Raw genomic sequence first — 24,701 nt, forward strand, 5'->3', positions numbered from 1 at the left:
TGCTCGGCGATCGGTTCTTCGTGCCTCTGTTCGAACATCCCTCAACCTCCCGGCTCGCGAATCGCGCGCTGGACCTTCCCGCTGGCTGTGCCTGTGGGCGACGACTGGATCGGCAGGCTGGGCGACCGATTCGTGACGCCCGCAACCAACGCACCACGCCGCAGGAGGATCCGCTGAACCACGCGGTGCAGCACCATGGTGTCCTCCTCCACGTGGTAGTCCACCAGGCTCTCGGTTCCATCCGGCTCGATGACGAACGCAGCCGGCAAGGGATTGGCCGCCGAGAACAGCATGAAGGTCTGGCGCCCGTTGTCGTGCATGGACAGCGGCTGCAGTTCCTGCGGGCCGACGATCCAGTAGTCGTAGTTCAGGTTGCCCTCGTAGCCCGACGTCTTCAGGTCTGCCTTCATCTGCCTGGCTTCGGCTTCCCGCTTCGCCAGCGCCAGGGCCTCGGGTGTCGAGGCGTCCTGTTCCGGATACTGCAGGCGCACCCAGTAGGCAACGTTGCGCGCGGTGCGGCTGGTGGTCTTGAGCCGGAACAGGTAAGAGCGCCGGTTCGTGAAGATGGTGAGATTCGTGTCGGCCTTGACGTCCTTGGGCTTGATGACGAACAGGTTGCCGTTGATCGCCGCGTGCCAGGCATCGCGGTCCCCCATCGCAAAGTCCTTGATCTCTTCCTTCTTGCTGAGCTCGATGGTCGTGACGACGCCCTCCGCGGCGGCGATGCGGATGATGTTGTCGCCGGTGAAGCGAACCGTCTGGATCCGCGCATCGCTGGCGGACGGAACCGTCCCCACCTCGGCATGGCCGGCCGCCGACGCCAACATCATCGACAACAGCGGGAACGAAGCGGCCAGGCGATTCATCGGGCCGCCCCCTGGGGCATGCCGACGTTGGCCGGCGTGATGCCGCCTGTTGTCGATGGTGCGGGCGCTGAGCCGCCGGCGGGCGAACCGGCAGGCGTACCCAATACCTGCGGCACGCCTTCCTGGTCGCGACGATAGTTCACCGCGCAGAAGCCGAAGGCGTTGACGTGCAGGTCCTTGATCTGGCCCGGGATGTTGGCGCGGTCGTAGCGCACCGTCAGGGTCGAGATGTAGCGTGTACGCACAGGCGGCGCCACACCTCGGGTCACCGTCTTGTCGAAGCGAACCTGCGCGACGCGCAGATCGTCCTGGTCAGTAGGGAGGAACGTGATGTTCTGGATCTCTACCCGTTCCGAGTCGGTCGGACTCATCGTCTTCACCGGCGACTGCGCGTTGAGCTCCGGATTGAAGTAGTTCTCCCAATCGGTGCGCACCGGCCCGCAGGACATGAGGTAGGCGGTCTTGTAGTTCGACTCGGCCTCACCGCGCGTGAAACCCTCGCGGGCCAGCACGTAACGCGCGACGTCGGAGAGGACGATCTTCTGGTCGCGATCACGACCAAGGTTGAGGCCCTCGCCGGGCGCCTGGACGTCGTACGCACCGGTGGCGTTGTCGACCCGGATGATGGCCGGCACGAACTGCTTGAGCGGCAGCAGCACCGTGACGCTCAAGACGCTCAAGCCACACAGGATGCCGCACGCCCACGCGATCTTGGCGCTGCGCGACGCCCGCCGCTCGAGATCGAGCCGCTGCTGGGCGTCCCAGTCGAGCGCCTGCGCGAAATACGTCTCCTTGTTCGTCACTTCGCGACCTTCGAGAGGTGGGACGGATTAATGGGCCGTTCCTCCCCGGTCGGCCAGCCGGGCGGCTTCGGCGCACCGCAGCTAACAAGGTTGATTGCCACAACGAGCAGTAGCAGCTTGACGACCCACTTCATACCGACACCTCACCTATGGCTCGAGCGGCTGACGAGCGACCGTGCGTGTACAAGGTTCGTCAGGCCCGCGCCAAATGAACCTCCGCTGCCACCAGTGAGCGAAGCGCACATGACAGGGATCTGCATGAACATGAAGAACATCGCCAGCGCAATCAGAAAGATGGGAATGCAAATCGCCGCAACATTCAGCCCTTCACCGCTGGCCCCAAGCAGTCTGGCCACAATGGAAAGAACGTTCCCGCCACCTACGCCACCAAGCGTGCTGTTCAGCTTAGCCACGTAGCTGTGCAGGATCCCGATGAACATGAAGATGAACAGTGCTGAGAACACGTGATAGAAGATGAAATAGAAGGCCGTGTTCAGCCACGAGAAGAAGTAGTTGCGCGTCTGGGGCAACACCAAGGCCAGAACAAAGAAGGGCCCGACGGCGAGCACCATGCTTAGGCCGAGCTTGGAAAAAATCACCGAGAACAGCGCCGCTCCCAGCAAGAGGTAGACCGCCACAATGACCAGTACTCCCATAAGGAAAAGCGCTATCGCAGGACCGAAGGCGAGCTCCTTGATCAATTTGGTACCCGCCGTGAACATCGCCGAGATCAGATCTACGACCTTCTCGTTGACTTGCCCCAACAATTCAGGCGCGCTTCCGGATGTCGCACTGAGTGCGCGCGTGAGATCGGAAGGGAGATCGAATAGAGGTTTGGCAACCCAAGAGAGGTACCCGTTTCCCATCACGTACAGAACGACCATGAAACCGACGAACTTCAAGATCCAGTCAGTGATGGGCATCGCCACCTTGCCTTCGATGATCAGGTAGCACCAGATCAACATGCAGATTCCCAGCAGCACCCAAGCGATCGGAATGACGTATCCCGAGATTCCAGCGGCTGCGCTTTCATAGAACCCACTCAGCGCTCGCTCGAAGTTGCGATAGATGTCACCAATGATGTTTTCGGCCACGGGTCACTCCCGACCTACCCACTCAGAGCCTGATGTTGATAGGCTTGGCGAGCTTTCGCACTTCGTCCTGTGCAGCACACGCTGACATCCGCTTGCCGTTCTTTTCTACCTCTGCACTACAGGCGTTGTTCAGCTCGGTCAGCGGCCCCAGGTTTCCCCTGTCAGCCTCTGCAGCGACGTACTTCGGATCGAACTTCGGCGCTTCGACCGTCTCCTGTTTCGTGCAAGCCGCGAGCGCAATAGCGATCGTTGGCACAAATATGAGCGTGAATTTCATGGCTAGAACCTGATTCCGCCGGCGGATCCGCGGGTCATACCGGCATTGAAGTTGTCGATGGCGGACTGCTGCTGGAGGCGCCGATCGGCCTCCTCCATCGCCTGGATGGTCGAGAGCTTGATCTGCTCGTTCTGCATCCGCACGGTCTCCACCTGGATGCGCGCCTGCACTTCGTTGATGGCCTTCACATCCGTCGACGAATTGATCGATCCGACGAAGGTCTGCAGGTTGCGGATGTTCTCAGCGGCTTTACGGTAGCCCATGTCTCCGATCTGCTTCTGCAACGCAAGCTGCTGCCATTGTTGGGTGCAAGTCGCGCGCATCGTTGCGTCGCTGTTCAGTTCTGCGCAGGATCGAAGCTGGTTGGCCCGGACGATGTTGCTCAGCGAGCCCGAGATGCCGGCCAACGACCCACCGCCGCTCCGCAAGGCCTTCACCGAACCGACGTAGTCCTGCGGCAGGTACTGCGTCAGGAGGTCATTGTTCATGAGGCTGCCCAGGTTGCGCATCCCCTGCAGGGTGCCGTAGACCTGCCTCATCTGGTCGAGTTGGTCGCTCATCGAGCGCAGCTGCTCGGTCCATTTCATGATGGTCTCAATCTGGTTCATGGTCGCCGGGATATCGCTTGTGACCGTGACCGGGATCTGAGCGCCAGCGCCGCCGGCCAGGCCGACGGAAACGACAACGCCGAAGAGAAGGCGCTTCGCTCGCGCGAACAGTTTCATCACACTCTCCTTTTCAGAAACAGGGGAAGCCACTGGGCAGGCTCCGGGCCGACCTCACCGATCGCCGCGTGCATGATCTCGACGTTGTCGAGGCTGGCGGACAGCACGGCCAGCAGGTCGTCCATGCCGCTGAGATCCAACTTCACGACGACCGACTCGGCGCCCTTCTTGAGCAGGAACTGGCCCGAGTTTTCCTCAGTGTGCTTGATCAGGTGGAACTCGCGCGGCGTGAGCTTCAGGCCGTCGATGTAGTCGGCCTGCTCCGCCTCGCCATTGGGCAGCAGCAGCTGCGTCGGGAACTGCGACAACAGCGTGCTGCCCAGCGGCGAGCGGCTGATGTCGCTGGGCTCCTGGGTGTCCAGCCCGATCACGCCGTCCTCCTTGCGGATGGTCTTGCCCTTGTTCTCGATGAAGGTCTGCATCAACGGATCCTTCAGCGCCCGCCAGGCTTCGGCGATGTCGATGATGTGCGGCGCGCCGGAGGCATTCTGGGCGATCTTGTGCGTCAGATAGCGCAAGATGGGCGTGCGCGCCTCCTCGATCTCGAGGAAGTGGGTCATGTCGAAGCCGAAGGTGTCGGCCCCCGTCAGATCGAACCGGTCTTCGGCGTTGTCGAGCACCCAGGCGAAGGCGCCGTCGTCGCACCAGCGTCCGAGCGCCTGGTACAGGCTGCTTTCACGGTGAGTCGGAAGGGCATCCCGAACGCGCGCATAGCGACGCAGCTTCGGTTCGAGCTGGTAGACCTGCTTGATGCTGCGCAGCAGGTCCTCCTCGTCCTTGTGCGTCATGACGTATTTGCCGTCGAACTGCGCGTTCCAGGACATGATGCTCAGGATCACGGAGGTGTTCTCCGGCGTCGGCGCCATGGAGAAGGGATTCATGCCGGTCGGCTCGCCGCCGGCGATCCGGAAATACCGTCCACCCATGGCGCGGATGCAGATCTCCTCGCCGTAGTCCTTGTCGAAGCTGAAGATCTTCAAGGGCCGGCCGCTCGCCATCTCCCGCTTGCGGGCCAGCAGACGCAGCGCGAGCTTGAGGACTGTCTTGCCGCCGCCGGAGCGGCCGATGATCTTGTAGTTGCCCAATTCCTTGCGGTGCACCTTCGGGCGATCGCCCCGGCCACGGTCGTTGGCCGCCTCGTCGCGCTTCTCATCCTCTGCGGTGAGTCGCCCCGGAGGCTCGTCGTCGTAGTCCAGCCGGATGCCCTGCTCCAGCAACCGGTTGCGGCTGACGTGGAAGTTGAAGAAGTACGGCCCGCCGGCGGCCGTCTTCAGGAGCGCGATGGGCGCACCCCATTGGCTGCCCCGTGCATTTCCCCGCGGATGGTTGTGCATCGGGAAGAACTTGGAAAAGTTCTTGCTGCTGATCGGCATCGCGCGGATGCGGCCGTACTTGAAGTTTCCGGGCAGCGTGCTGAAGTAGGTGCAAATCAGCGCCCCGCCCCGCTCCCGCGACGTGTTCATGCTCTTCTGGTCGAGCACCGTCACCGCCACGTTCACGTTCTGGTTCAGCTCCTTGATGCTGTCGCCGTACACGACCAGGATCAGCTCGTGCTCGAACATCGAGAACTTGCCCGCCTGCAGCTGGGTGCGTGCGGCCGCGACCTCCTTCAACTGCTCCTCGTTGTCGCTCGTCGACTTGATCTTGTTGTACTGGGTCTTGAGGAGGGCGTCGGCCTTGTCGAAGGCCATGACGGTCACCGACTGGCTCAGCACGAACTCGAACGAGGCCGACAGCAGCCCCTCGAACACCTTGGAATCGAGCTGCTCCGCGCGGTACGGCGCCACCAAGGTCAGGATCGCGGCGAAGCGCGAGCCCGACGCCCCCTCGATCTCCAACGTCTCGGCGCCGAAGTTCAACGCCGCGGCCTGCAGGCTGTGGCTGAGTTCCTGCGCGCCGAGGCCGATGTGGCGCTCGGTATTGTTCAGGAGCAGGCAATAGAACTCGGCGGTACGCGAGCAAAGGCTCCCGTCGAGGTCGTAGGTGCCGAGACGGCGCGGGTGGTAGCGCCTGAGGCTCGCCATCAATTGCGCCGAGAGTTTGGCCAGTTCGTCGCGCGCGCGCAGCCGCAGTTCCGCCATGCCCTCGCTGGTGCGCTTCGACAGCCGGATGCTGGTGCGATCCGCGCGATTGCCGGCCAGCCGGTACACGGGCGAGACGAACAGCTGGTTGGTGAAGTGCTGCTCGCCCTCGAACTTCCTGCCGTACTGCCGGGCGAACTCGGCCGAGAGATCGTTGTCGTAGAGAACGCCAGAGAGGTCGTGCCGCACGCGCCGCCGCTCCAGGTGGGTCCATAGGGCGACGTTCGGACTGCGTGCAACGTTGTTGATCGCGGAGAACCACTGCTGGTTGAGGTTGTCGAGTTCCCTGTGACCGAGGGTCTCGAAGGAGAGCCCCTGCACCTCGATCGTCTGGGTCAGGTCGCCTTCGTAAGTGATGACCGTGTGATCGTCGATCTGCTGCGAGTACGGCAGGCAACTCGCGACGCTGCGCTCGGCCTTGGTGCGGGGGACGGCCGACATCAACGCACCTCGCGCCGGCTCAGATGCGGGCTGAAGCTGACGACGCCGTCGCCGTGCGCGTTCCTGTTGTCGACGAACCAGCGAAAGCGGTAGTTCGCGACCAGGTCGCGCACCCAGAACGGGTTGTCGTTGGTCTTGAGGACCAGGACCAGGTGCAGCGGGAGCAGGAGGAGCGTCCAGAACCCGAACAGGCGCATGCACAACAGCAGCAGCATGCATTCGGCACCGAACACCGGCAGCGGCACATACGCCTGCAGGACCGGCGCCTGCGGCCCTCGGTAGATCACCGCGCGCTCGAGCGCCGGTTCCTCATGGCGAGCATCGACCTCTGCCATGGCGCTCAGAGGTTCGAGATGCCGGAGGCCGAGCCGCCCACCATGTCCTTGACGAACTGGATGATGGCGACGATGCCGAAGGCCAGCGCAGTACCGAGCAAGGACTGGAAGAAGATCTTCTTGGGATCGTCGCGGCCCAGCCAATTGCCCGTCACCCAGTTCAGCAGCGTGAGCAGGCACGCGATGGCGCCGATCACCCCCACCACCCCGTAGATGACATTGAAGATGTTGACGCCTGCCTGCTTCAGGCTTTGCGCCATGGCGGGATTGGCGGCCAACGCCAATGCGCCGAACGGGAACGCGATGCGCACGAATGCAGTCGCTCGCTGCACCTTCACATAGGTCTTGCTGGGCAGCGAACTGATGAACTGTCGAAGCATGAATCCCTCCCGATGGAAATGAATGCTGATGAAGGTGCGTAACCGGACCTAGAAGCCCGTCTTGCTGGCGGCCTTCTCGAAGATGTCGAGCGACTCGCCGGGACGATGGGGTGCGCCCTGGCCCGCTGCAGGCAACGTCGCGACGTTCAACGCCGCACGGGGCGTCGATGCCGCCGCGCGAGCCGGCGCTGCGGCGGTGCCGAATTGCACCTGCGGCGGCGCGCTGCTCATGTACGCGAAGATCCGGCTCGCGTAGTCGTCGCTGATGGTGCGATCGACCCCGCCGGAGTTGTAGCCGCGCAGCGCCGCCCAGATCGCCGCCATGCCGCTGTAGCCGGACGCGGAAGCGCGGTGATAGAAATTCCAGAGAATCTTCTGGCCCACTTGGAGGTTTTGGCAGGCGTCGAATGCCTGCTCCCAGGTCAGGCCATATAGCGACACGTTGCTCACGTGGATCTGCGCCAGGCCCACCGAGAACTTGCGCCCAGCAGCCACCAGGGACTTGGCGGTCGCAACGGCTTCTTCGGCAGTTGCTGGTTGCTTCACCGTCCCATGCGCCTTGTCCATGCCGATCGCGAAGGGCTGCCCGGCGGATTCGGTGCGCACAAGCGCCTGCATCAGCACTGGCGAAACCTGGGGCGCGCATTGGTCCAGCAGGGCTGCGCTCAGTACCATTGTCTTTTCCCCGCGAACGCGCCGCGCGTGAACGAAAGCCACATTCGGCTGGACGTGGAAGATGCAAACAAAAGGATTGTTTGAAGAAGCATAATTCGACTATTGACTGGTTTTCGCTCGCCGTATGCGATCAAAAGATGTACAAATAGAGGGTTTCTCAGCCGTATGTCTTGTTTTACAAGACTCTGCGCCATCGCTTTTTGCTCCGCAATGGAACTTACAAACCGAGACAACTAACTGCGGATGAGTACCCCACAGCCCCCCGACGACGAATCGCATTCGCAAGCTGCCCAACTGGTGCGCGCGCTGCTCGAACGACACGGCATCCCGAAACACCGGCACTCCTCCTTCGTCGGCGAGCTTTTTGGTCTGTCCCGCGCGGCCGCGCACCAGCGAGTCAACAAGAGCACCGCTTGGACGGTCGACGAGTTCCAGCAGTTGGCGGATCGGTTTGGTGAGACATTGGCCGAGGTGTTGGGCGCCACCACACCCCACAGCGGCACCGACGCCGTACTGCGTGTGGGCGCCCTGCAGATCGGCTGCCGCGTCTGGTTCGCGAGCGAGACCGACGACACCTCCAGCGATGCGCTGGTGGCGATGGAGAACGCGGGTTCCTACGTGGTGATGCCGGCCACTGCAGCGGTGGGACAGGAGAGCCTGCGCATCGCCCGGCTCGAGGTCGGACACGCCAAGGCCGTCGCACCGCGCGTCGCGGTCTTCGACGATGAGCGCGACGTCGCCAATGCGCTCTGTGCACATCTGCGCACCATGGGCATCGAGGCGATGGCCTACTACACAGCAGAAGATCTTCTGGCCGACATCCCGCAGGGCCTCTTTGACGGCTATGTCATTGACTGGCTATTGCCCAACAAGGAGACCACGGTGTCATTGTTGGCCGCCGTGCGCCACCAGCCCAAGCGCAGCGCGCTGGTCCTGCTCACCGGCAATACTCGCAACGGCTCGGCCGACCCGGCTGAGGTCGCCGCGGCAGCGAGCAACTTCAAGGCGCAACTGGTCGAGAAACCGGTTCAGCCGCCTTTCCTTCTTTCCGCGCTCGTGACCGATGGGCTTGATGTCACTGGACGCGCAGTCGCCCCACTGGCTTGACCATGACCTTCGTACGGGTCGTCCTCGAACTCGGGTCGCACTACAGCGATGGCGACGGAGAAAGCATAGTGGCTATGGAGCGGCCGCCATCAGGCAGGGCGTACAGCCGGCTCGGCGCCGTGTCTGTCTTGCCGGTTCCTCTGTCAAATGTCGGCAGTCCCCTGTCGGACCAAAGCGCCTAACGGGGCGACGGGCTGGCCAGCGACGGCAACTCGATCTGCACCGAAGCGTCAAGATCGAGCCGAGCGGCGCGGCGGCGGCGCAATGGCCGCGCTCTGCGAACTGACCAGGGTCCGCGCGGCCAGACGAGCCCATCCATTCGATGAGGATTGCATGACCGCAGCCTCCTGTCGAGACGGGAAGACATGGCCGGCATCGAGGCCACTCGGATGCCGCCTTTTTACGGCTCTCGCCATCGAAGATTCATCCGAAGGTTGACGGTCCAACGCGCGCGACCGGTTACCTCTCGCACTCCTGGATGCCGGAAACGGCGTCAAGTATTCGACAAGGGCAGGGTACCCCCTCACCGTGGGCGGCTCGCACGCCGTGTCTTCGCCGGTTCGGCGCCCGTCGTGTGAGTGGTTGACCATCAACGAGGAAAGAACAAGCCCCCGATCTCCGGCGGCGCGGGCGTGTGGCACTGATTCGCGGCAGTCCTCAGCCAAACCGCAACTGCCAGATTCGACAGTTGCTCGCCAGCGCGACCAGCCTAAACATGGCGTCAAGTCTCCCCTCATAAGGACTCAGATGCGAACGCTCCTGATCGACAACTACGACTCCTTCACCTACAACCTCTACCAGTATCTCGCCGCATCCAATGGCGAGTCGCCACACGTGGTCCGCAACGATGAGCTGAGCTGGAGCGAGGCCGAAGCCATCGGCTTCGACAACATCGTCATCTCGCCCGGCCCTGGCCGGCCCCAGCGCGCAGAGGATGTGGGCATCTCCGCCGACGCCCTGCGACATTCGAAGGTTCCGGTGCTCGGCGTGTGCCTCGGGCACCAGGCGATCGCCCATCACTGCGGCGCCAGGGTGGACCTGGCGCTTCGTCCCATGCACGGGCGAATCGATCGGGTGTCCCATGCACAGCGCGATCTCTTTCGCGGCATTCCCGACCGCTTCGAAGCGGTGCGCTACCACTCGCTGGCTGTGACCGAGTTGCCTCCCTCGCTGGTGCCCCTCGCATGGAGCGGCGACGGAACCTTGATGGCGCTGCGCCATGCTGCCAGGCCCTGGTGGGGCGTCCAGTTCCATCCCGAGTCGATCTGCACGGAGTTCGGCGCGCGGCTGCTGCGCAACTTCCGGGAACTGACAGAAGAGTGGCGTGCGGCTCCGAATCGCCGCGACACTCTCGGCATGTTCCTACCCCCTTCCGCTCGTGTCGGCGCTGCACCGCAGTGCTGCCATGCCGAGTGCCTCGATACGCTGGTGCAGCCCGAGGCGCTCTTCGCGCGCGCGTTCGCAGAAGCCGACGCGTCGTTCTGGCTCGACAGCAGCCTCCCCCAAGGCGGACAGGCGCGCTTCTCCTTCATGGGCGACGCGAGCGGACCGCGCGCGCAGGTGCTCAACTATCGCTCCGCGTCCCAAGAACTCGTCATTCGCCATGGCGAGACGGTCGAGACGCGATCGCAATCGATCTTTGACTACCTGCGCGAGCACATCCCGGCGCGGCCGCTCGAAGGCGCAACGTTGCCCTTCGAGTTCGCAGGTGGCTTCGTTGGCTATTTCGGCTATGAGCTCAAGCGCGAGCTGGGCGGACGCCATGCGCATGACGCGCCCTCCCCCGACGCGATGTGGATCATGGCAGACCGCTTCGTGGCCTTCGATCACGCGGAGCTGCAGACCTGGGTCGTTTGTCTGGACGACCGGGACCTGCACGAGGACAACCGCGCCTGGATGCAATCGATGCGGGAGCTCGCGACACAGCATCCGCAGATCGACATCGAGCCCGCAACGGTGCGGCAGCACGCCGCCGCACCGTTGCGCTCGCTGAAGTGGCAGATCGATCTCCCGACCTATCGCGCGCTGATCCTGCGCAGCCAGCATGAGATCGTGCAGGGCGAGACCTACGAAGTTTGTCTTACGAATCAACTGGTCGGCGACGGCCGCATCGATCCGCTCCCGGTCTACTGCGCGCTGCGGGAGCGCAACCCGGCACCCTACGCCGCCTACCTGAGGTCCGGCGATGTCGCGGTGCTGTGCGCCTCGCCGGAGTTGTTCCTGCGCATCGGAACCGATCGAATGGTGGACTCCAAGCCGATCAAGGGCACGGCCCCGCGCGGCGCGACGCCGCAGGAGGACGCCGAGATCGCCGCCGCCCTGCTGATCGACGAGAAGACACGCGCAGAGAATCTAATGATCGTCGACCTGCTGCGCAACGATCTCAATCGCGTTTGCGAGGTCGACAGTGTGCACGTACCCGTCCTGTTCCAGGTCGAGTCATATGCCACCGTACATCAGCTCGTGAGCACGATTCGCGGCCGGCTGCGCGAGGGTGTGGGTGCGGTTGACTGCATACGCGCTGCCTTCCCGGGCGGTTCCATGACCGGTGCACCGAAGATCCGCACCATGCAACTGCTTGACGAGCTCGAGGTTTCCGCGCGCGGCGTCTACTCGGGCAGCATCGGCTATCTTTCCTTCAACGGCGCCGCCCAGCTCAACATCGTCATCCGCACCATCGTCTGCGCGGGCGAGCGGGTGTCGATCGGCGCCGGAGGCGCCATCATCGCCCTGTCCGATCCGGATGCCGAGGTTGAGGAGGTGGTCCTCAAGAGCCGCGCGCCGTGGCATGTGCTGCGCGAATGCGGCGCGGCCCTCTCCGACCCGGACGGCGTCTCCTGAAATGACGGCCGACGCTGCGAACCGCCGCGGGGCGGCGCTCATGTCCATCGCCATGGCGTGCTACGTGCTTAACGATGCCTGCGTGAAGCTCAGCACCGACCGCCTGCCTCCTGGCCAGGTCCTGGCCGTGCGCGGCATCTTCGCCGTCGCGATCCTGTTCACCATCGCGGTGACACTGCATCGGTTGCAGGGTGGCTGGCGGATGGTGCTGCAGCCGCTGGTAGCCTTGCGCTGCGTCCTCGAGCTGGCCACCGCACTGGCGTCAGTGTTCGCGCTCGCCATGATCCCGCTTGCGATGGTGACCTCCCTCATGATGACTGCACCGCTGATGATCTCGATTGCAGCGATGTACCTGCGCTGGGAACAGTGGAACGCGAGACGGCTTGCCGGCACACTGGCAGGCCTGCTCGGGGTGCTGATCATTGTTCGTCCGCAGGACGGTTTGACGTCGCTGCCGCCCTGGGGCATCGCGAGCGCGCTGCTGTGCGCGGCCTTGCTGGGCGCGCGCGAGCTCGCGACGCGCCGCCTTCCCCCGGATGCGCCGTCGTGGATGGTTGCCCTGGCGGCCGCGGTGGCTGTTTGCGTGGGTGGCGGCGCGCTCGGATTGACGGAGCACTGGTCGCCGCTCGAGCCCAAGGACGGCGGCCTGCTCGCCGCCGCCGCCTTGTGCGCCGCCCTCGGGAACTATGCCTTGATCGCCGCCTGCCGCCGAGGCGACTTGTCGGCGATCGTCCCCTTCCGCTACACCAACATCGTCTGGGCCCTGATCGCCGGATATGTGCTGTGGAACGACACGCCGGACCGGCAGGCCTTCCTGGGCATTGCCATGATCGTCGCCGGCGGCCTGCTGTCGATGAGCCGGCAACGGCCATGACTCGAGGCGGCTGCGTGCGGCCTGCTTGCGCGTCGAGGGCCCTGAGGCAGGAATCACAGCACGCGTCGCGCCCAGGCAAGTTGTTTGCGAGGCGAGGCACACGCTTCGATTCGGCAATCCGGCTCCTCCGCGCCATCGGACCAGATGAATCCGAGGGCTTGGCTGACCAGCAGCGCCCGTACCGAGGATCACGCCGCGATCGCTCTTCAAGAGCAGCGACCAGTTCTTGCCACTGGACGCTGCACTCGATCGGGAACGCCAGGCAGGCCGCAGTGTCCCAGCAGCAACGCTGAGCCAGTGCCTACAGGCCTCGGGCGCCGCGCCGCCGCGAAAGCACGGTTCAAGCGGAGGGAATGCGCAAGGCCGGCGATGCACGCTCCCCGCAGGAGATGAGTGCGAAGACTAGAACCTGGAGGTCCCGGCCTCGGAAGGCCCACAAGGACGTCTCTCCCAGGGAACCCTCGCGTCCGAGCTGATCAGGACGGTAAAGCTCCTGAGCGAGCCTAGTCAGATCTTCACTGGTGGCGACCAGGTCCCGCAGATGGCGATCGGGCGCTTTCGAGAACGGCGCCCAAATCCTCTAGACGCGGTCAGCCCGCAGCTCGCCAACGAGCGGGCCTTGCTTGCCGGGATTGACGTCAATAGATATCAAGCGAGTCATGACAGAATCCTACGACCGGCACATTTCGGGTGCCTGCCCTCTCCTATCCGCGCGGCCGCAAACTGATGGAAAGGTAGCTCACCGGCTGGTTCCCTACGGCTTCGACGCCGTGCTCTGTCTTCGCTTCGAACAACAGCGAATCCCCGGGTCGAAGGTGGACGATCTCTGATCCGTGGCGGTATCTCATACCGCCCGAAAAGACGTGTATGAACTGGACACCCTGCTGCTCCAAGGCCGCGCTGGGGCCCGCGTACGCACCGAGGGTCACCAGGTATGGCTGTACCCGCCAGCGACCGCACAAGACATGCCCTAGCAACTCGTACTGGTGTCCTTGTGCGGCGTTGCCAAATTCGACAACCACGCCCTTGCCGGCTGGCACGAAGCACCAGCTTCTTGTCTCGATCTGATCGCTGAAAAGGCGCGACAACTGCACGTTCAGACTGCCCGCCAGCTTCTCCAGCGTCTCGATGGACGGAGACACCGAGCCGCTCTCGAAACGAGACAACATCGATCGCGAAACACCCGCCGCCCGCGCCAGGGAACCAGCCGAGAGATTGGAGACTTGTCGCAGATCGCGGATCTGCTGCCCCAGCCGGCCGGAGCGGTCGCTTCGTTTCGGACGCAGGCGCGGCTTGAACACCTGCGGCGGAATCAAGGGCTTGCCCGCCGTAGGAAAGGGCGAGGCCACAGCTCGACGCTGTACTCGCGGGCTTTCCAAGCCTTGATCCTTGCTTCTCATGGCGCCGGCAATATAGGCATATATGCCCATCAGTGTACTGCAAACTCGTCACTCGCGAATTGACGCATGCAGAGAACACATTCAGCAGATCGTCTGGCCCTGTTCGGCGCCGCAGTCCAGATGCGTCGCAAAGAGCGTGGGCTTAGCCAAGCCGAGCTCGCCGACAAGGCCAAGCTCTCGCTGAGCTTCATCTCGCGCATCGAGCGTGGCGCGAACCCGGCGTCGCTGGATACCCTCTTCGCGATTGCCGATGCGCTGCGCACAAAGCCGTCCGCGCTGTTCCTCGAGATGGAAAAATTGGCGGAGTCGAAGCGGAGCCAGGGATAGACGCGACGCCAGAAATCCTGCCTTCAGCCGAAGGCCGGTCACCGCCTCTTCAGAGCAACAAGCTCAATCATCTGCGGCCAGTCTCAGCGGGCACTTCCTCCCAGCTCGCCCCGTGCTCTGCATGGGACGATGCGCCCATCATCGGCCGCGCGGCGCATCGTCCGCGCCTGCATACAGCCTCGCCGCCGGACTGCCTGTCCATACGATGGCCTGGCCACGGTCGACCGGTGTCGGGCCGAAGACAATCCACGCGTCGCACACCGGAGCGATCGCCTGCACGACCTCGAAGCGCTCCGGATGCTCGGTCGCCAGTGACGCGAATGCAATGCCGGCATCGTACCGGCCCTGCAGCAGCCCCCGTCCCACCTCCATGACGCTCGCTTCCTCCACGCGCTGCGGCCACGACGACAGATCGGCGTAGTACCGGGTCGCCGGCTGCACGCCGACGCGCCCAGGCGCCCCACCCGCGTTCGTCGAGCGCAGGAGCGCCATCGGCCTGCTCGGCGAGATGAAGGCGTCCACAACGAACAGCTGCTGCCGGTACTTGCCCGTGATCTCCGGCGCCGCCGGATGGACCGCGCACTGCAGCATGAAGTCCGCGTGCCTCTCGATGACCATCCGAGCGCCTTCATGAAAATCCTCGATGTATTCGACGTGGCTGGCGTGCAGGATGCCGTGCGCCTGCAGATAGCGCTGCAATACGAAGGCATGGTTGCTGCCATGAGGCCCGAGCGTGACGAAGCTTGGCATGGTCGTCTCTCCGATCCAGGAAGAACTCAACAATCCGGCGCGCATTGCTGGCAGCGCCGACAACAGATTCTGATCGCCCGGGTGGCCGCCGGAAACGAATGGGCTCGAGGCACCTGTACGCCGCTCGGGCATCGGCATGGCACAGTTCGAAGTCAAGGCCTAGTTCCTGATGGTGAAGACGACCGCCAGATAGCAGACGGGCTCCTGGCCGATCGCCTCCACGCCATGCAGGGCATTCGCCTCCAGCAGCAACGAATCCCCCGCCTGCATCTCCAGCGCCCTCGACCCGTAGCGGTAGCGCACCTGTCCAGACATCAGGTGCACGAACTTGACACCCGGATGTTGGAAGCTGGTGTAGGGCTTGGCGCCCGGCAGCAACCGCACCAGGTAGGGCTCGACGAACAGGTTCCCGGACAGTAGATGGCCAAGCAGTTCGTAGCGGTAGCCCGCCACCGCGCTGATGCGGTCGACCACGATGCCTTTGCCGGCCGGAACAAAGGAGAAGTCGATGCGATCCGCCTGGTCGGCGAAGAAGCGCGACAACGGCACATCCAGGCCCCGCGCGATGCGGTCAAGCATCTCCACAGAGGCCGACACCGTGCCCCGCTCGATGCGCGAGAGCATCGAGCGCGAGATGCTGCATTTCTGCGCCAGTTGCACGCCCGAAGCGCTCGCGGCGATGCGTAGCGCCTTGATCCTCTCGCCCAACCTGGCGGCCGGCTCGCTCTTGGCAGACGACACGGTATCGCGCCGTTGCAACAGTGCCTCCGGTACCCGGAAACGTCGGGCTGTCGGGAATGGCGAGGCGACGAGTTGCTTCTTCACGCGCTCACCTTCAACGACGGGTCTTTGGTTGCTCGATCCGACAACGCGCTACGCCTTTTTCAGCCGGATCTCGCATCGACGCGCGCTGCACCGTCAGCGCCGATGATCTCGTCCTCGAGCCTGCAGGTCTCTGCGATGATCAGTTCGTAGAGGCTGCGGAGGAAATCGGCATTCACGCCGTGAGCCTGCGCGAAGGTCGCAGCACGCTGCTGCACGACACCGATGCGCGCCGGCTGCATCATCGGAACGCCGTGCTGACGCTTGTGATGGCCGATGCGCCCGCAGCACTCGAGACGGTCGCGCACCACGCGCAGCAGCCGCATATCGATCTGGTCGAGCTCCTCGCGCAAGGCCTGCAGCGCTATCTCCGCGTCACCGCTGTTCTCCAGGATCATTTTTGCTTCGGTGGCCATGTTCACTCCACCTTCACGCCGTTGGCGGCGATGATGCCCCGCAGGAGCTCCGTATCGGCGTTGATGCGCCTCGCCAAGCCTTCCGCCGAAGTGCCCACGGCCTGGTAGCCCTGCTGAAAAAGCTTCTGCCGCACCTGCGGCGACCGCGTGATCTCGGAAAGCAGCGCCGACAGCCGTTCGACGACGGGGCGCGGCATCGAGGCCGGCGCCGCCGCGGCCGTCCAGATCTCGAGCTGGAATCCCCGGATGCCGATCTCATCGAGACTCGGGTAGTTCGGCACCAGCGCGCTGCGCGTGGCGGAGGTCACGCCGATGGCACGCAGCTTCCCGGCCTGCACCTGCGCCGCCGCGAGCCCGGGCGGCAGCAGCGCGAGTTGCACCTGGCCGCCGAGCATGCCGTTGATCACCTGCGGATTGCCCAGGTAGGGCACATGCACCGGCGCGATGCCCGATTTCGACTTGAGCAGTTCCATGCCCAGATGGCCGATCGTGCCGATCCCGGGTGTCCCATAGCTCCAGCGGTCGCCGGCGAAGCGCGCCGTTGCAAAAAACTCGGCCCCATCCTTGCCCGGCGCATCGATGGGCGCGGCCAGCACTAGTGGCGCCGTGCAGATCAGACTGAGCGGCGCGAGGTCCTTGTGCGGGTCGTAGGGCGTTGCCGGATTGAGCAGCTTCGCAATCGTCATGTTGCCGTTGATCAGCATGCCGATCGTGTGCTGATCCGTGGACTTGGCGACCAGGTCCGCGGCAATGTTGCCGCTCGCGCCCGGATGGTTCTCCACGATGACCGGCTGCCCGAGCGCCTTGGCGAGGGGTTCGGCCAGGGTACGCGCCACCAAGTCCGGCGAGGAGCCACCGCCAAAGCCGACGATGATGCGCAGCGGCTTGGTGGGCCAGGGCGCTTCGAACGCGCCGCGCGCAGGCTGCGCCCGCACCTCGCGCGGGACCACGCCGAGGAAGAGAAGCGCCAGCACGCACACCAGTGTGACGAGGGGGGTCGCAATGAGAGAGGCGCCGGGACGGGTTCGGGCGCGGACACGAACGCGGATCTGGGAGGAAAAAGGGCTTACTTGCATGGTGCACCTGGGCTGAATCGGGAAGCCGATGATTCCCCGTCGATTGCGCTGCCTCAACACTTCACTGAGGTGCAACCACGGCGCGTGCTTCGCACGTTCCACAGCGCGCGAAGAAACCACCGATCTCCCTCTGGAGAACACCGAAGCGCGACCGTATGGCGCCGCCTGCATGTCGCACGGCATGCAACGCGCGCACAGGTCGTCAAACCGAGCGCCTAGGCCGCCGGTTGGCCTTTCATCCGCCAATGGCGCGCCCCCAGCCCGGGCCCATGGCGCGCGCAGTCGATGCAAAGCAATGAGTTTGACCATGCCCGGGATCATCGAATTGCTCAGCGCAAATCTCCACGGGATATGGCTCCACGGGAAATGGATTGCATCGGCCTCATGAGAGGACTTGAGGGCCGCGTACCCGTCCTTGCCGATACAGCGGCCTTCAAAGCCCCGGCTCGGCGGCCACGGTGGTCTCGGGTCGTCTGGCACTGCCAGCGCCGGCGCCAGTGGCGCAATGATCGGCAGGCAGTTTGGCGCGCTGCGCCTGGCCGCAGTTACCGCTGGTGTCAGGCTTGCCGCCGATGCCGGACCTCGCGCTTGATGCTTGCGCGCGTCGACAGCGCGGCGTCGCCTGTACCTCCGTCGAGATGCTGATCGGCGCGCCTACGGCAACATGACTGAGCACCTCTTTCGCTCGGAGTGAGACATCGCAGGAGCCACTGCGTAGCATGAGAGCGGAGCGCCAAGTTCCGCAAGTTCTCGTGTACGTTGGGAACAGGCGACCCGGGTCGGGTGATGGCTTGAAGCCGCATGTTTGTTTGCACGAAAGCGCCACGGAATGCATCTTGCCGCTGGTGCCTCCTGCCCCCGCAGGTGCCGGCAAACCTCCGCAACCGGCATCGAGCGACCCGCCACTTGTTGTTGTGACGTGATGTCCTGATGCACGCCATCAGTCCGGCCGCGGCATCCAGTGGTTCAGGAATTGAACCCCGGTATTCATTGAGCGCCCGTTCAGCTACAGGAGGTTCGTCGTTTTTCGAGGGTTGGACGCCAATCCCTCCGGTGAATGCGCGAGCGCCCAGACCTGTCAAATCTGACAGTGCCGCCCGCGCTGCGCTTTCGCTGTAATGAGACCTCGTTCGCACTGGATACGCACATGAAAATCACCACCGGAACCGCCGATGTCTTGCCCATGGGCCTTCTGTTTGACCTTGCGTGCTATCGACATTGCGTTTTCGTGCAACGACTGGGCTGGAAACTCAGAACGAGCGGCAGGATGGAACTCGACGAGTTCGACCGCCGCGATACCCACTATGTGGTCGCACGCGATATGCACGCGCGCATCATCGGCAGCGCACGGCTGCTGCCGACGCTCGGCCCCTATCTGCTCGCCGAGGCATTTCCCCAGCTTCTCGGCGCGAAGTCGCCGCCCCGGTCGCCCTGCATCTGGGAGCTCTCACGCTTCGCTGCGCTCGACCTCGACTCGGCACGTAACTCGCAACAGCATGGACTTGCATCGCCGCATGCTCTGGATCTGCTGGCTGCCACCATGCAGGTGGCAGCGCATCACGGGGTGCGCCAGCTGATCAGCGTCTCGCCCCTTGGCATCGAACGCATCCTGAAGGCCGCTGGCGTGGGCTGCCGACGCGCCGGAGAGCCGACGACAGTGGACGGACGAGTGCTGTTCGCCTGTCTGATCGACGTTGACGAGAACTGGCGCGCGCAGCGAAGAGGCGCTCTGGGGCGCCGGTCTTCCCGACAGGGACACGCAGTGCCTGGCACCCGGGCGACGGTGGAGGCTGGCCGACCCCTGCAATGAATCCGGGTCCCCTCCTGGTCGAGAACATCGAGTTGACGCGACGCTGCTGCCACCCTCGCCACCGGCAGACGCTGGCGTGGCCGCTGCCTGCCTGCTCAATCCAGAAGCCCGAGACGGGAGGAGCGCGCGATGGCCGAGTTCCTGTTATTGACGCGCAGATTGGCGATCGGGTTTCTGATGTGAAAGTTCACCGTGCGTGCAGAAATGGCGAGGATGGTTGCGATCTCCTCACTCGTCTTCCCATCGGCGGTCCACCGCAGCACTTCGATCTGCCTTCGCGTCAGTGGTTCGATCGCAGGATACTGGTGCTCGCTCAGATGCGTCGTGAGTGCCAGATGCGCGGTGTTGACGAGCCAGCGCAGAAGAGGGTCATGCGCGAGCAGTTCCATCCTGCCAAGGCGGTCACAGGAGCGCGACAGCGACAACATGCCGATGCGCCCCTGTGCATCGAAGCACGACTGCGCCCAACCCACCCGCAGCCCGAAGGATCTCGCCTCGTACCACATCTGCGGCGCGCCGCAGAACAGCCTGTCGCTCCACACCAGGGGCTGTAGGCTTCGGATCCCATGCGCGACCGTCGGGTCAACGTTCAGGTAGTCCGCTTCGGCATAGCGCTCGCGCCATGACGGTGGATAGCTCGAGAAGATCAGTGTCTTGGGTCTGGTGAAGGAAGAAGGCAGCCGCACGCCATAGGCACAACACTCGAAGCCCAGCTGGCGAGCGCCGATATCGATCTGCTCGAAGGCGGCCTCGACGGAGCGCGCCTTCGATATCCGCATGAGCAATTCCCGCGTCCATGAAGCCATGGATCCATCTCCTCGGCAAGCTGTGGCCTTACTCCCCGCTCATCCCGCCGCACGAGCCAGGCCTCGATCACGGCCATCTGGCCGCCGTCACTCCCCCGTTCAAGAGGCAGTTTAGATGTCGGCAGCCCCCCGAAGCCGCCAAACTGCCCACCGTTCCCGCCAATCCCCCATCCTTTTTTCGCATTTCACCGGCTTGTCACAAGCCGTTAAAGTTCGCGAGCCGACGCGGGCGAGATGGCGTTCTCGCGCGGCCCGCCATGACGACCTACGCATGCAAAGAGTTTTGTTCCTGCTGCTCCCCGGCTTTGCGATAGTCGACGTCGCAGGCGCAGTGGCGGTCTTCGACATGGCAAATGACGTGCTGAGCCATCTGGGCAAGCCACCGCCCTATCGCCTGCGCCTGCTCGCTGCAACCGAAAAACCGGTACTGGGATCGAGCGGCATCCCGCTGGGGACACATGCAGTGCCCATGCGCGTGCAGGGCGCGATCGCCAAGCTCATCATCGCAGGGGACTCGCGCGCGTCCATTCAAGAGTTCGACGCGGCCGAGCGGCGCATCCTTCCCTGCTGGCTCCAGCGCCACGCGCGTCAGGTGGAGCTCGGGGCCACCATCGGCCGGGCCGCCCGCGCGCTCGCGCAAGCCCCGTGCGCGACCCCAATGGATTCGCACCGAGCGCGTACCAGTCCCGTGGCGCAGGCGCGCTGGATCGAGGTGAGCCTCACCCGCGGCGCGCACCTCGCGATGGACCTGGTGGCCCAGGATCACGGGAGCGTGATCGCCAGCGTCATCGCGAGCCGGCTGGGCGCACCTTTCCGGGATGCCTACCGCAACGGCGCGTCACAAGCTCCCCTCGTCACATACAGTCCGGCCGACCCCCGCATTGACGAGTTGCACCGCTGGATCGCCCGGAACCTGCGTCAGTCCTTCAGCGTCGCCAGCCTGGCCGAGCATTTGGCGATGTCGGAGCGCACCTTCACACGCTTCTATCGCCGCGCCACAGGGTCCACGCCGGCGGCCGGCGTCGAGCGCATCCGCCTCGACGCGGCGAGACGCCATTTGGAGAGCAGCCTATGCTCCATCAAGGCGATCTCGCTCCAATGCGGCTTCGCCTCCTCCGAGGTGATGCGACGGGCTTTCATCCGCAACCTGCGGGTCTCGCCCAAGCAGTACCGCCAGCTCCTGGCTAGCAGTAGTAGCAGGCCCTGACAGAACCCCGTATACAGTTGTTGATATCGAATCCTTGCGTGCAGGCAGGAGTGGGCGCGAACTTGCCTCGGTGCCGCGTTGGTGCGAAATCCGGCTCGCGCGTGAGCGCAGCGAACTGTTTTCGCCACAGGCACTGCGATGGCCTTTGAATGGTTGCGCGTCGCGCTCAGCGCGGCGGCGCAGGTAGGTAGGGACCGGCACGCGATTTGACGCAGATTCGCGAGGTATCGGTGACCGCGGTCCACCGGCCCTTAACCGCGGCGAGCTTGAGCACATTGCTCAACTGGGGACCCTACAAGCTGCTGACAGGTGTCCATTCGGTCGAAGTGATAACGGTGGAGGTGCCCTGAGCTCGGCTTCCGTCAATTCGACGACACTGCGCTGCCAACCGGTGGGTGCCGAAGCGCTCACGACCAAGTACGTATCGCGCACGCATTGCACTGACGCTGTCATCGGCGCACCGAGCGCCAAGATGAACATCAGGGAAGCGGCTGCCATGATCGCCGTGCATTCATGATGACCTCGCGAGCCAAGATGGTGTGCGTTCCTTCGGGGTGGCAACTTCAACTGCTAGCGTTGAACTCTAAGGGCTTCCGCCGCTGGGCGCGCGGTCGGCGGGTGGATCCTGACCTGCGCGGCCAACTTGCTGCGCGCCGCACGGTCAACTTTGGTTTTCAGAACCATTGCTTCGTTGCGCTGATCGCGCAGTTCCAACGCGGCGAACTTCTTGGGTTCCCGGCTCATGGCCGCGGCAAGCTTCGACGCGTCGTCCGTGAAGAGGGTGATGTCGTTGCGCGGTCGCGAAATGGCGACGTAGAAAACGGCGCGGTTGCTGGTGAGGCTCTTGGTGTTGGCGTCCACGAGCACCCGGTTCTTGGTCAGGCCCTGCGCGGAGTGGATGGTGCTTGCATAGCCGTGTTGCAGGTGCACCGGTCGGCGGCGATCGACCCGGATGTCGGTGTCGCCGCCTTTGAGTATCACGTGCGTCGCGTCCACGGCCGCGACCTGGTAGCGCTCGCCGTTGCAGATCCCCAAGGCCTTGTCGTTGGCGCTGACGCGCACCCAATCACCCGGCGCCAGGTCCACACTCTCGCGCTCGTAGACCCGCAACATCGACTGACGGGAGGGGTCGAAGCTGAAGCGCCGTCCGCCTTCGCGCTCGACCGTCAATTCATTGCGTCGCATGTCGTGGCTCACGATCTGCAGTTGCTCGCCCTTCATCAAGATCTCGCCTCCGTTTCCGTTTCCGTTTCCGTTTCCACCATAGGTACGCTGCGGCACGACAACCTGGCCGGCCTCGTAGCTCTGCGCCGACCGGAGCTCCGCGCGCGTCATGTCGACGTTGGTGAGGATCTCGACCTTGTCACCGTTGGACAGCGCCAAGCCTTCGCGCACTAGCGCATTGATGGCGCGCCGCGCATCGTTGGTGCCCGCGACGATCAGCGTTTCGCTGCGCTCGTTCTCCGGAAGCTGGAAATACGCCTCGGCAATGCGCGCGTGCCGCCTGGCGTCCTGCTTCACTTCCACCACGGTGTTCCGCAGCAGGGCCACCGCGGCCGGCACCTCGTGGTTCGCCGCGTGCACCACGGCCGCGCGGATGGTCTCGTTGTTCTGGCGCTTGATCTCGGTCAGGAAGGCCTTGGTCATGCCGGCGTCCTGCAACTGCTCGAAGGGCTTGCCGGCTTCCACGGCGTGGGTCTGCTGCCGATCGCCGGTCAGCACCAAGCGCGCGTCCTGTTTTTCGATGAGGGCCATGAGCTTTTCCAGCTGGTGCGCAGGCACGACGCCCGCTTCATCCAAGAACACGATGGTCTGGCGGTCCAGTAGGTGGTGCTGGCTGGTGCGTGCGAGGAACGAGGCCAGGGTCTGCGACTCCATGCCGAGCGACGCCAGGGCCTGGTTCTGCGAGGCATAGGGCGCCAGCCCGATGACCCGAAAACCGTGTCGACCGGAGAGCTTGGCGGTCTGCGCCTTGATACCCTGCACCGCCTTGCTCAGCGTATGACTCTTGCCGGTGCCTGCCAGCCCCTGGACGCCCACGAACCGATCGCGCGCGGTCAGCACCATGGCCACCGCCTCGCGCTGGCCGGCATTCAAGTCGCTCGACGCCAGCAAGCTGCTAACCGTCTCGAGGGACACGACCGCCGGCACCCTCCCCCGGCCGGCCTTCTCGATCGCGAGCAGGCGGATCTCGCTGCGTTTGGCTTCGGGCGTGGCGAAGCGCGCTTCGGCCGAGATCAATGCGCCGCGCCGGATCGCGGCGTCGACCGACGCTTCAGCCTGCGCCTGCGCCTGACCCCGCGCCGATATCGTCAGCGCGATCCACGACACCCGCGTCAGTTTCTCGAATTCGTCGTGGCCCTTGAAGCGGCTGGCGCGCGGGTCCTTTGCCAGTTCGCCGGCACTGATGTTGAGCGAGCGAGCGGTCTGGTACAGCGGCAATTCCGGCAGCAAGCGCCCGTCGTTGGCCGCCTTGTCCAGCGCGGCCTCCACGGCAGACGTCGTGGTCCGCGTCGCCGCACGCCCGTAGGCCACTTCCAGCAGCTCGCCGCGCGAGAAGATCCCCTGCCGCTCGGCCAGATGCGCGATCGCGAAATCGATCGCCTCGTCGGCCGCCTTGCGGGCTGCGCTCCTGCCGGTCAATTTCTTCACGGCGGCATCGCCGGCCCGGCTGACCGCCCTGCTCGCCCGGTGCGCGAACCCATCCTGTGCGCCGAGGTCGACGCCGGCCTCGCGTGCCGTCTGCAGCCAATGCTGGCGCAGCCAGGCCCGATCGCTCTCGGTCTTCTTGCGGCGCGTGGCCAGCGTGATGAGTTGCTTCTGCGCCGTTGTGGCGTTCTCGCGGTCCTGGCCGCGCGCAGCCAGCAACTGCTCGATCTCCCGGCTGCGCTGGCTGAAGTGCCGGATGGCCGTCTCCGGGATGTGCGCCAGCTCCCAGCCGCCCTTGCGGGTCTCGCGCAGATCGAATCCCAGCGCCTTCAGCTCGGCCGCCAGTGTCGCGCGGTAGAACGCGCCCACCACCTTGACGTTCTTGAGCATGTCCTCGTTGGACAGCGCGCGCCACTCGCCGTCCGCGCGTCGCGTCAGATTCATCACGATGGCATGGGTGTGCAGCTGCGGGTCCTGCGCCCGCGACAGTTCATGGCGGAAGGTCGCCGTGACCAGCTTGCCGGTGCGTTCGCGGAATGACAAGCCCGCCTGCTTCTTGCGGGTGGCGGCAAACTCCTGCAGCAACTCGAGGCTCTTCTTCACCGCCGCGTCGTGGGCGGCGACGATGCGCTCGTCCCCCTGCACCAGCGCCTGGATGCTGACCGACTTCGGCGCGCTGAAGGTGAAGTCGATCCCCTTGCGATCCTTGCTGCCCTTCGTCTGGCTCAGACGAATGCGCTGGCCGTTGGGCAGCTCACCATCGAGCAGGTTCTGGAAGGTCTCGCGATCGACCGCATGGGTGCCGCCCAGTCCGAGATCGATCACGCCATGTCCGACCCATTCCCCGCGATGGCCCTCGTTGCCGTAGTAGTCGTCAGAGGTCTCGAAGTAATGCGCGGCGCCGGAGGCGCTGGTCACGAACTTGAAGGACAGCATGCG

General features: G+C 64.5%; 22 protein-coding genes. 6 read left to right on the plus strand and 16 right to left on the minus strand.

Annotation, left to right across the window (positions count from 1 at the left end; translation table 11 throughout):
- Positions 1–41: 41 nt before the first annotated feature.
- The 9 genes from GXN78_RS30510 to GXN78_RS30550 form a co-directional block, all read right to left on the minus strand.
- Entirely contained in the window at positions 42–866 is an 825-nt protein-coding gene (locus GXN78_RS30510) for a TrbG/VirB9 family P-type conjugative transfer protein (RefSeq protein WP_106559225.1), read from the minus strand.
- Complete coding sequence (locus tag GXN78_RS30515) at positions 863–1,669, minus strand: VirB8/TrbF family protein (RefSeq protein ID WP_106559224.1); 807 nt, start codon at positions 1,667–1,669, stop codon at positions 863–865. The genes GXN78_RS30510 and GXN78_RS30515 overlap by 4 nt, the downstream gene beginning before the upstream one ends.
- 143 nt (positions 1,670–1,812) lie before the next feature.
- Positions 1,813–2,763 (minus strand): type IV secretion system protein, encoded by a 951-nt coding sequence (locus GXN78_RS30520; protein WP_106559223.1) that lies wholly within the window; start codon positions 2,761–2,763, stop codon positions 1,813–1,815.
- Between the two features lie 22 nt (positions 2,764–2,785).
- Positions 2,786–3,040: a hypothetical protein gene (locus GXN78_RS30525; RefSeq protein ID WP_106559222.1), complete on the minus strand. Its 255-nt coding sequence runs from the start codon at positions 3,038–3,040 to the stop codon at positions 2,786–2,788.
- 2 nt (positions 3,041–3,042) lie between these two features.
- Positions 3,043–3,798 carry a P-type DNA transfer protein VirB5 gene (virB5, locus tag GXN78_RS30530; RefSeq protein ID WP_146163129.1) on the minus strand — a complete coding sequence of 252 codons (756 nt, stop codon included), beginning with the start codon at positions 3,796–3,798 and terminating at the stop codon, positions 3,043–3,045.
- Positions 3,765–6,287, minus strand: coding sequence for a conjugal transfer protein TrbE (locus tag GXN78_RS30535; protein ID WP_164255917.1), 2,523 nt, complete (start codon positions 6,285–6,287; stop codon positions 3,765–3,767). Before GXN78_RS30535 ends, virB5 begins: the two co-directional genes overlap by 34 nt.
- Positions 6,287–6,622, minus strand: a complete 336-nt coding sequence (locus GXN78_RS30540; protein WP_164255920.1) for a hypothetical protein — start codon at positions 6,620–6,622, stop codon at positions 6,287–6,289. The genes GXN78_RS30535 and GXN78_RS30540 overlap by 1 nt, the downstream gene beginning before the upstream one ends.
- Positions 6,623–6,627: 5 nt before the next feature.
- Positions 6,628–7,002 carry a hypothetical protein gene (locus tag GXN78_RS30545; RefSeq protein WP_106559219.1) on the minus strand — a complete coding sequence of 125 codons (375 nt, stop codon included), beginning with the start codon at positions 7,000–7,002 and terminating at the stop codon, positions 6,628–6,630.
- Positions 7,003–7,050: 48 nt separating this feature from the next.
- Positions 7,051–7,608 carry a transglycosylase SLT domain-containing protein gene (locus GXN78_RS30550; RefSeq protein ID WP_239143027.1) on the minus strand — a complete coding sequence of 186 codons (558 nt, stop codon included), beginning with the start codon at positions 7,606–7,608 and terminating at the stop codon, positions 7,051–7,053.
- A gap of 366 nt (positions 7,609–7,974) precedes the next feature.
- Here GXN78_RS30550 and GXN78_RS30555 point away from each other — a divergent pair, with 366 nt between their 5' ends.
- The 3 genes from GXN78_RS30555 (at position 7,975) to GXN78_RS30565 (ending at position 12,499) form a co-directional block, all read left to right on the plus strand.
- Complete coding sequence (locus GXN78_RS30555) at positions 7,975–8,784, plus strand: helix-turn-helix domain-containing protein (RefSeq protein WP_164255925.1); 810 nt, start codon at positions 7,975–7,977, stop codon at positions 8,782–8,784.
- 528 nt (positions 8,785–9,312) lie between these two features.
- Positions 9,313–11,625: an aminodeoxychorismate synthase component I gene (gene pabB, locus GXN78_RS30560; protein WP_239143028.1), complete on the plus strand. Its 2,313-nt coding sequence runs from the start codon at positions 9,313–9,315 to the stop codon at positions 11,623–11,625.
- Between the two features lies 1 nt (position 11,626).
- Complete coding sequence (locus GXN78_RS30565; RefSeq protein WP_258187104.1) at positions 11,627–12,499, plus strand: DMT family transporter; 873 nt, start codon at positions 11,627–11,629, stop codon at positions 12,497–12,499.
- 704 nt (positions 12,500–13,203) lie between these two features.
- On the opposite strand, the gene GXN78_RS30570 is transcribed toward GXN78_RS30565, so the two are convergent.
- Positions 13,204–13,929 carry an XRE family transcriptional regulator gene (locus GXN78_RS30570; protein WP_239143029.1) on the minus strand — a complete coding sequence of 242 codons (726 nt, stop codon included), beginning with the start codon at positions 13,927–13,929 and terminating at the stop codon, positions 13,204–13,206.
- 36 nt (positions 13,930–13,965) lie between these two features.
- Between GXN78_RS30570 and GXN78_RS30575 the strand changes: the two genes are divergently transcribed.
- Positions 13,966–14,226 (plus strand): helix-turn-helix transcriptional regulator, encoded by a 261-nt coding sequence (locus tag GXN78_RS30575; protein WP_106559215.1) that lies wholly within the window; start codon positions 13,966–13,968, stop codon positions 14,224–14,226.
- Positions 14,227–14,364: 138 nt separating this feature from the next.
- On the opposite strand, the gene GXN78_RS30580 is transcribed toward GXN78_RS30575, so the two are convergent.
- The 4 genes from GXN78_RS30580 to GXN78_RS30595 all read right to left on the minus strand — a co-directional run bounded on the left by GXN78_RS30580 (position 14,365) and on the right by GXN78_RS30595 (position 17,290).
- Positions 14,365–15,114 carry a hypothetical protein gene (locus GXN78_RS30580; protein ID WP_146163128.1) on the minus strand — a complete coding sequence of 250 codons (750 nt, stop codon included), beginning with the start codon at positions 15,112–15,114 and terminating at the stop codon, positions 14,365–14,367.
- Between the two features lie 21 nt (positions 15,115–15,135).
- A complete protein-coding gene (locus GXN78_RS30585) occupies positions 15,136–15,657 on the minus strand; it encodes an XRE family transcriptional regulator (protein ID WP_343231042.1) in 522 nt (173 codons plus the stop codon).
- A gap of 203 nt (positions 15,658–15,860) precedes the next feature.
- A complete protein-coding gene (locus tag GXN78_RS30590) occupies positions 15,861–16,214 on the minus strand; it encodes a chorismate mutase family protein (RefSeq protein WP_219910101.1) in 354 nt (117 codons plus the stop codon).
- A 2-nt stretch (positions 16,215–16,216) separates the two neighbouring features.
- Positions 16,217–17,290 carry a tripartite tricarboxylate transporter substrate binding protein gene (locus GXN78_RS30595; protein ID WP_106559213.1) on the minus strand — a complete coding sequence of 358 codons (1,074 nt, stop codon included), beginning with the start codon at positions 17,288–17,290 and terminating at the stop codon, positions 16,217–16,219.
- Between the two features lie 1,147 nt (positions 17,291–18,437).
- On the opposite strand from GXN78_RS30595, the gene GXN78_RS30600 reads away from it, so the two are divergent.
- Positions 18,438–19,100, plus strand: coding sequence for an acyl-homoserine-lactone synthase (locus GXN78_RS30600; protein WP_106559212.1), 663 nt, complete (start codon positions 18,438–18,440; stop codon positions 19,098–19,100).
- A 95-nt stretch (positions 19,101–19,195) separates the two neighbouring features.
- Here the strand turns inward: GXN78_RS30600 and GXN78_RS30605 are convergent, their stop codons facing one another.
- Positions 19,196–19,906: an autoinducer binding domain-containing protein gene (locus GXN78_RS30605; protein WP_164255928.1), complete on the minus strand. Its 711-nt coding sequence runs from the start codon at positions 19,904–19,906 to the stop codon at positions 19,196–19,198.
- 283 nt (positions 19,907–20,189) lie between these two features.
- Between GXN78_RS30605 and GXN78_RS30610 the strand changes: the two genes are divergently transcribed.
- Entirely contained in the window at positions 20,190–21,113 is a 924-nt protein-coding gene (locus GXN78_RS30610) for a helix-turn-helix domain-containing protein (protein WP_164255931.1), read from the plus strand.
- Between the two features lie 570 nt (positions 21,114–21,683).
- Here GXN78_RS30610 and mobF read toward each other — a convergent pair.
- On the minus strand, positions 21,684–24,698 hold the full coding sequence (gene mobF, locus GXN78_RS30615) for a MobF family relaxase (RefSeq protein ID WP_106559209.1): 3,015 nt from the start codon (positions 24,696–24,698) through the stop codon (positions 21,684–21,686).
- Positions 24,699–24,701: the final 3 nt, after the last annotated feature.

Origin of the sequence: Variovorax sp. WS11, from assembly GCF_010499245.1 — a bacterium.
Classification (GTDB): domain Bacteria; phylum Pseudomonadota; class Gammaproteobacteria; order Burkholderiales; family Burkholderiaceae_C; genus Variovorax.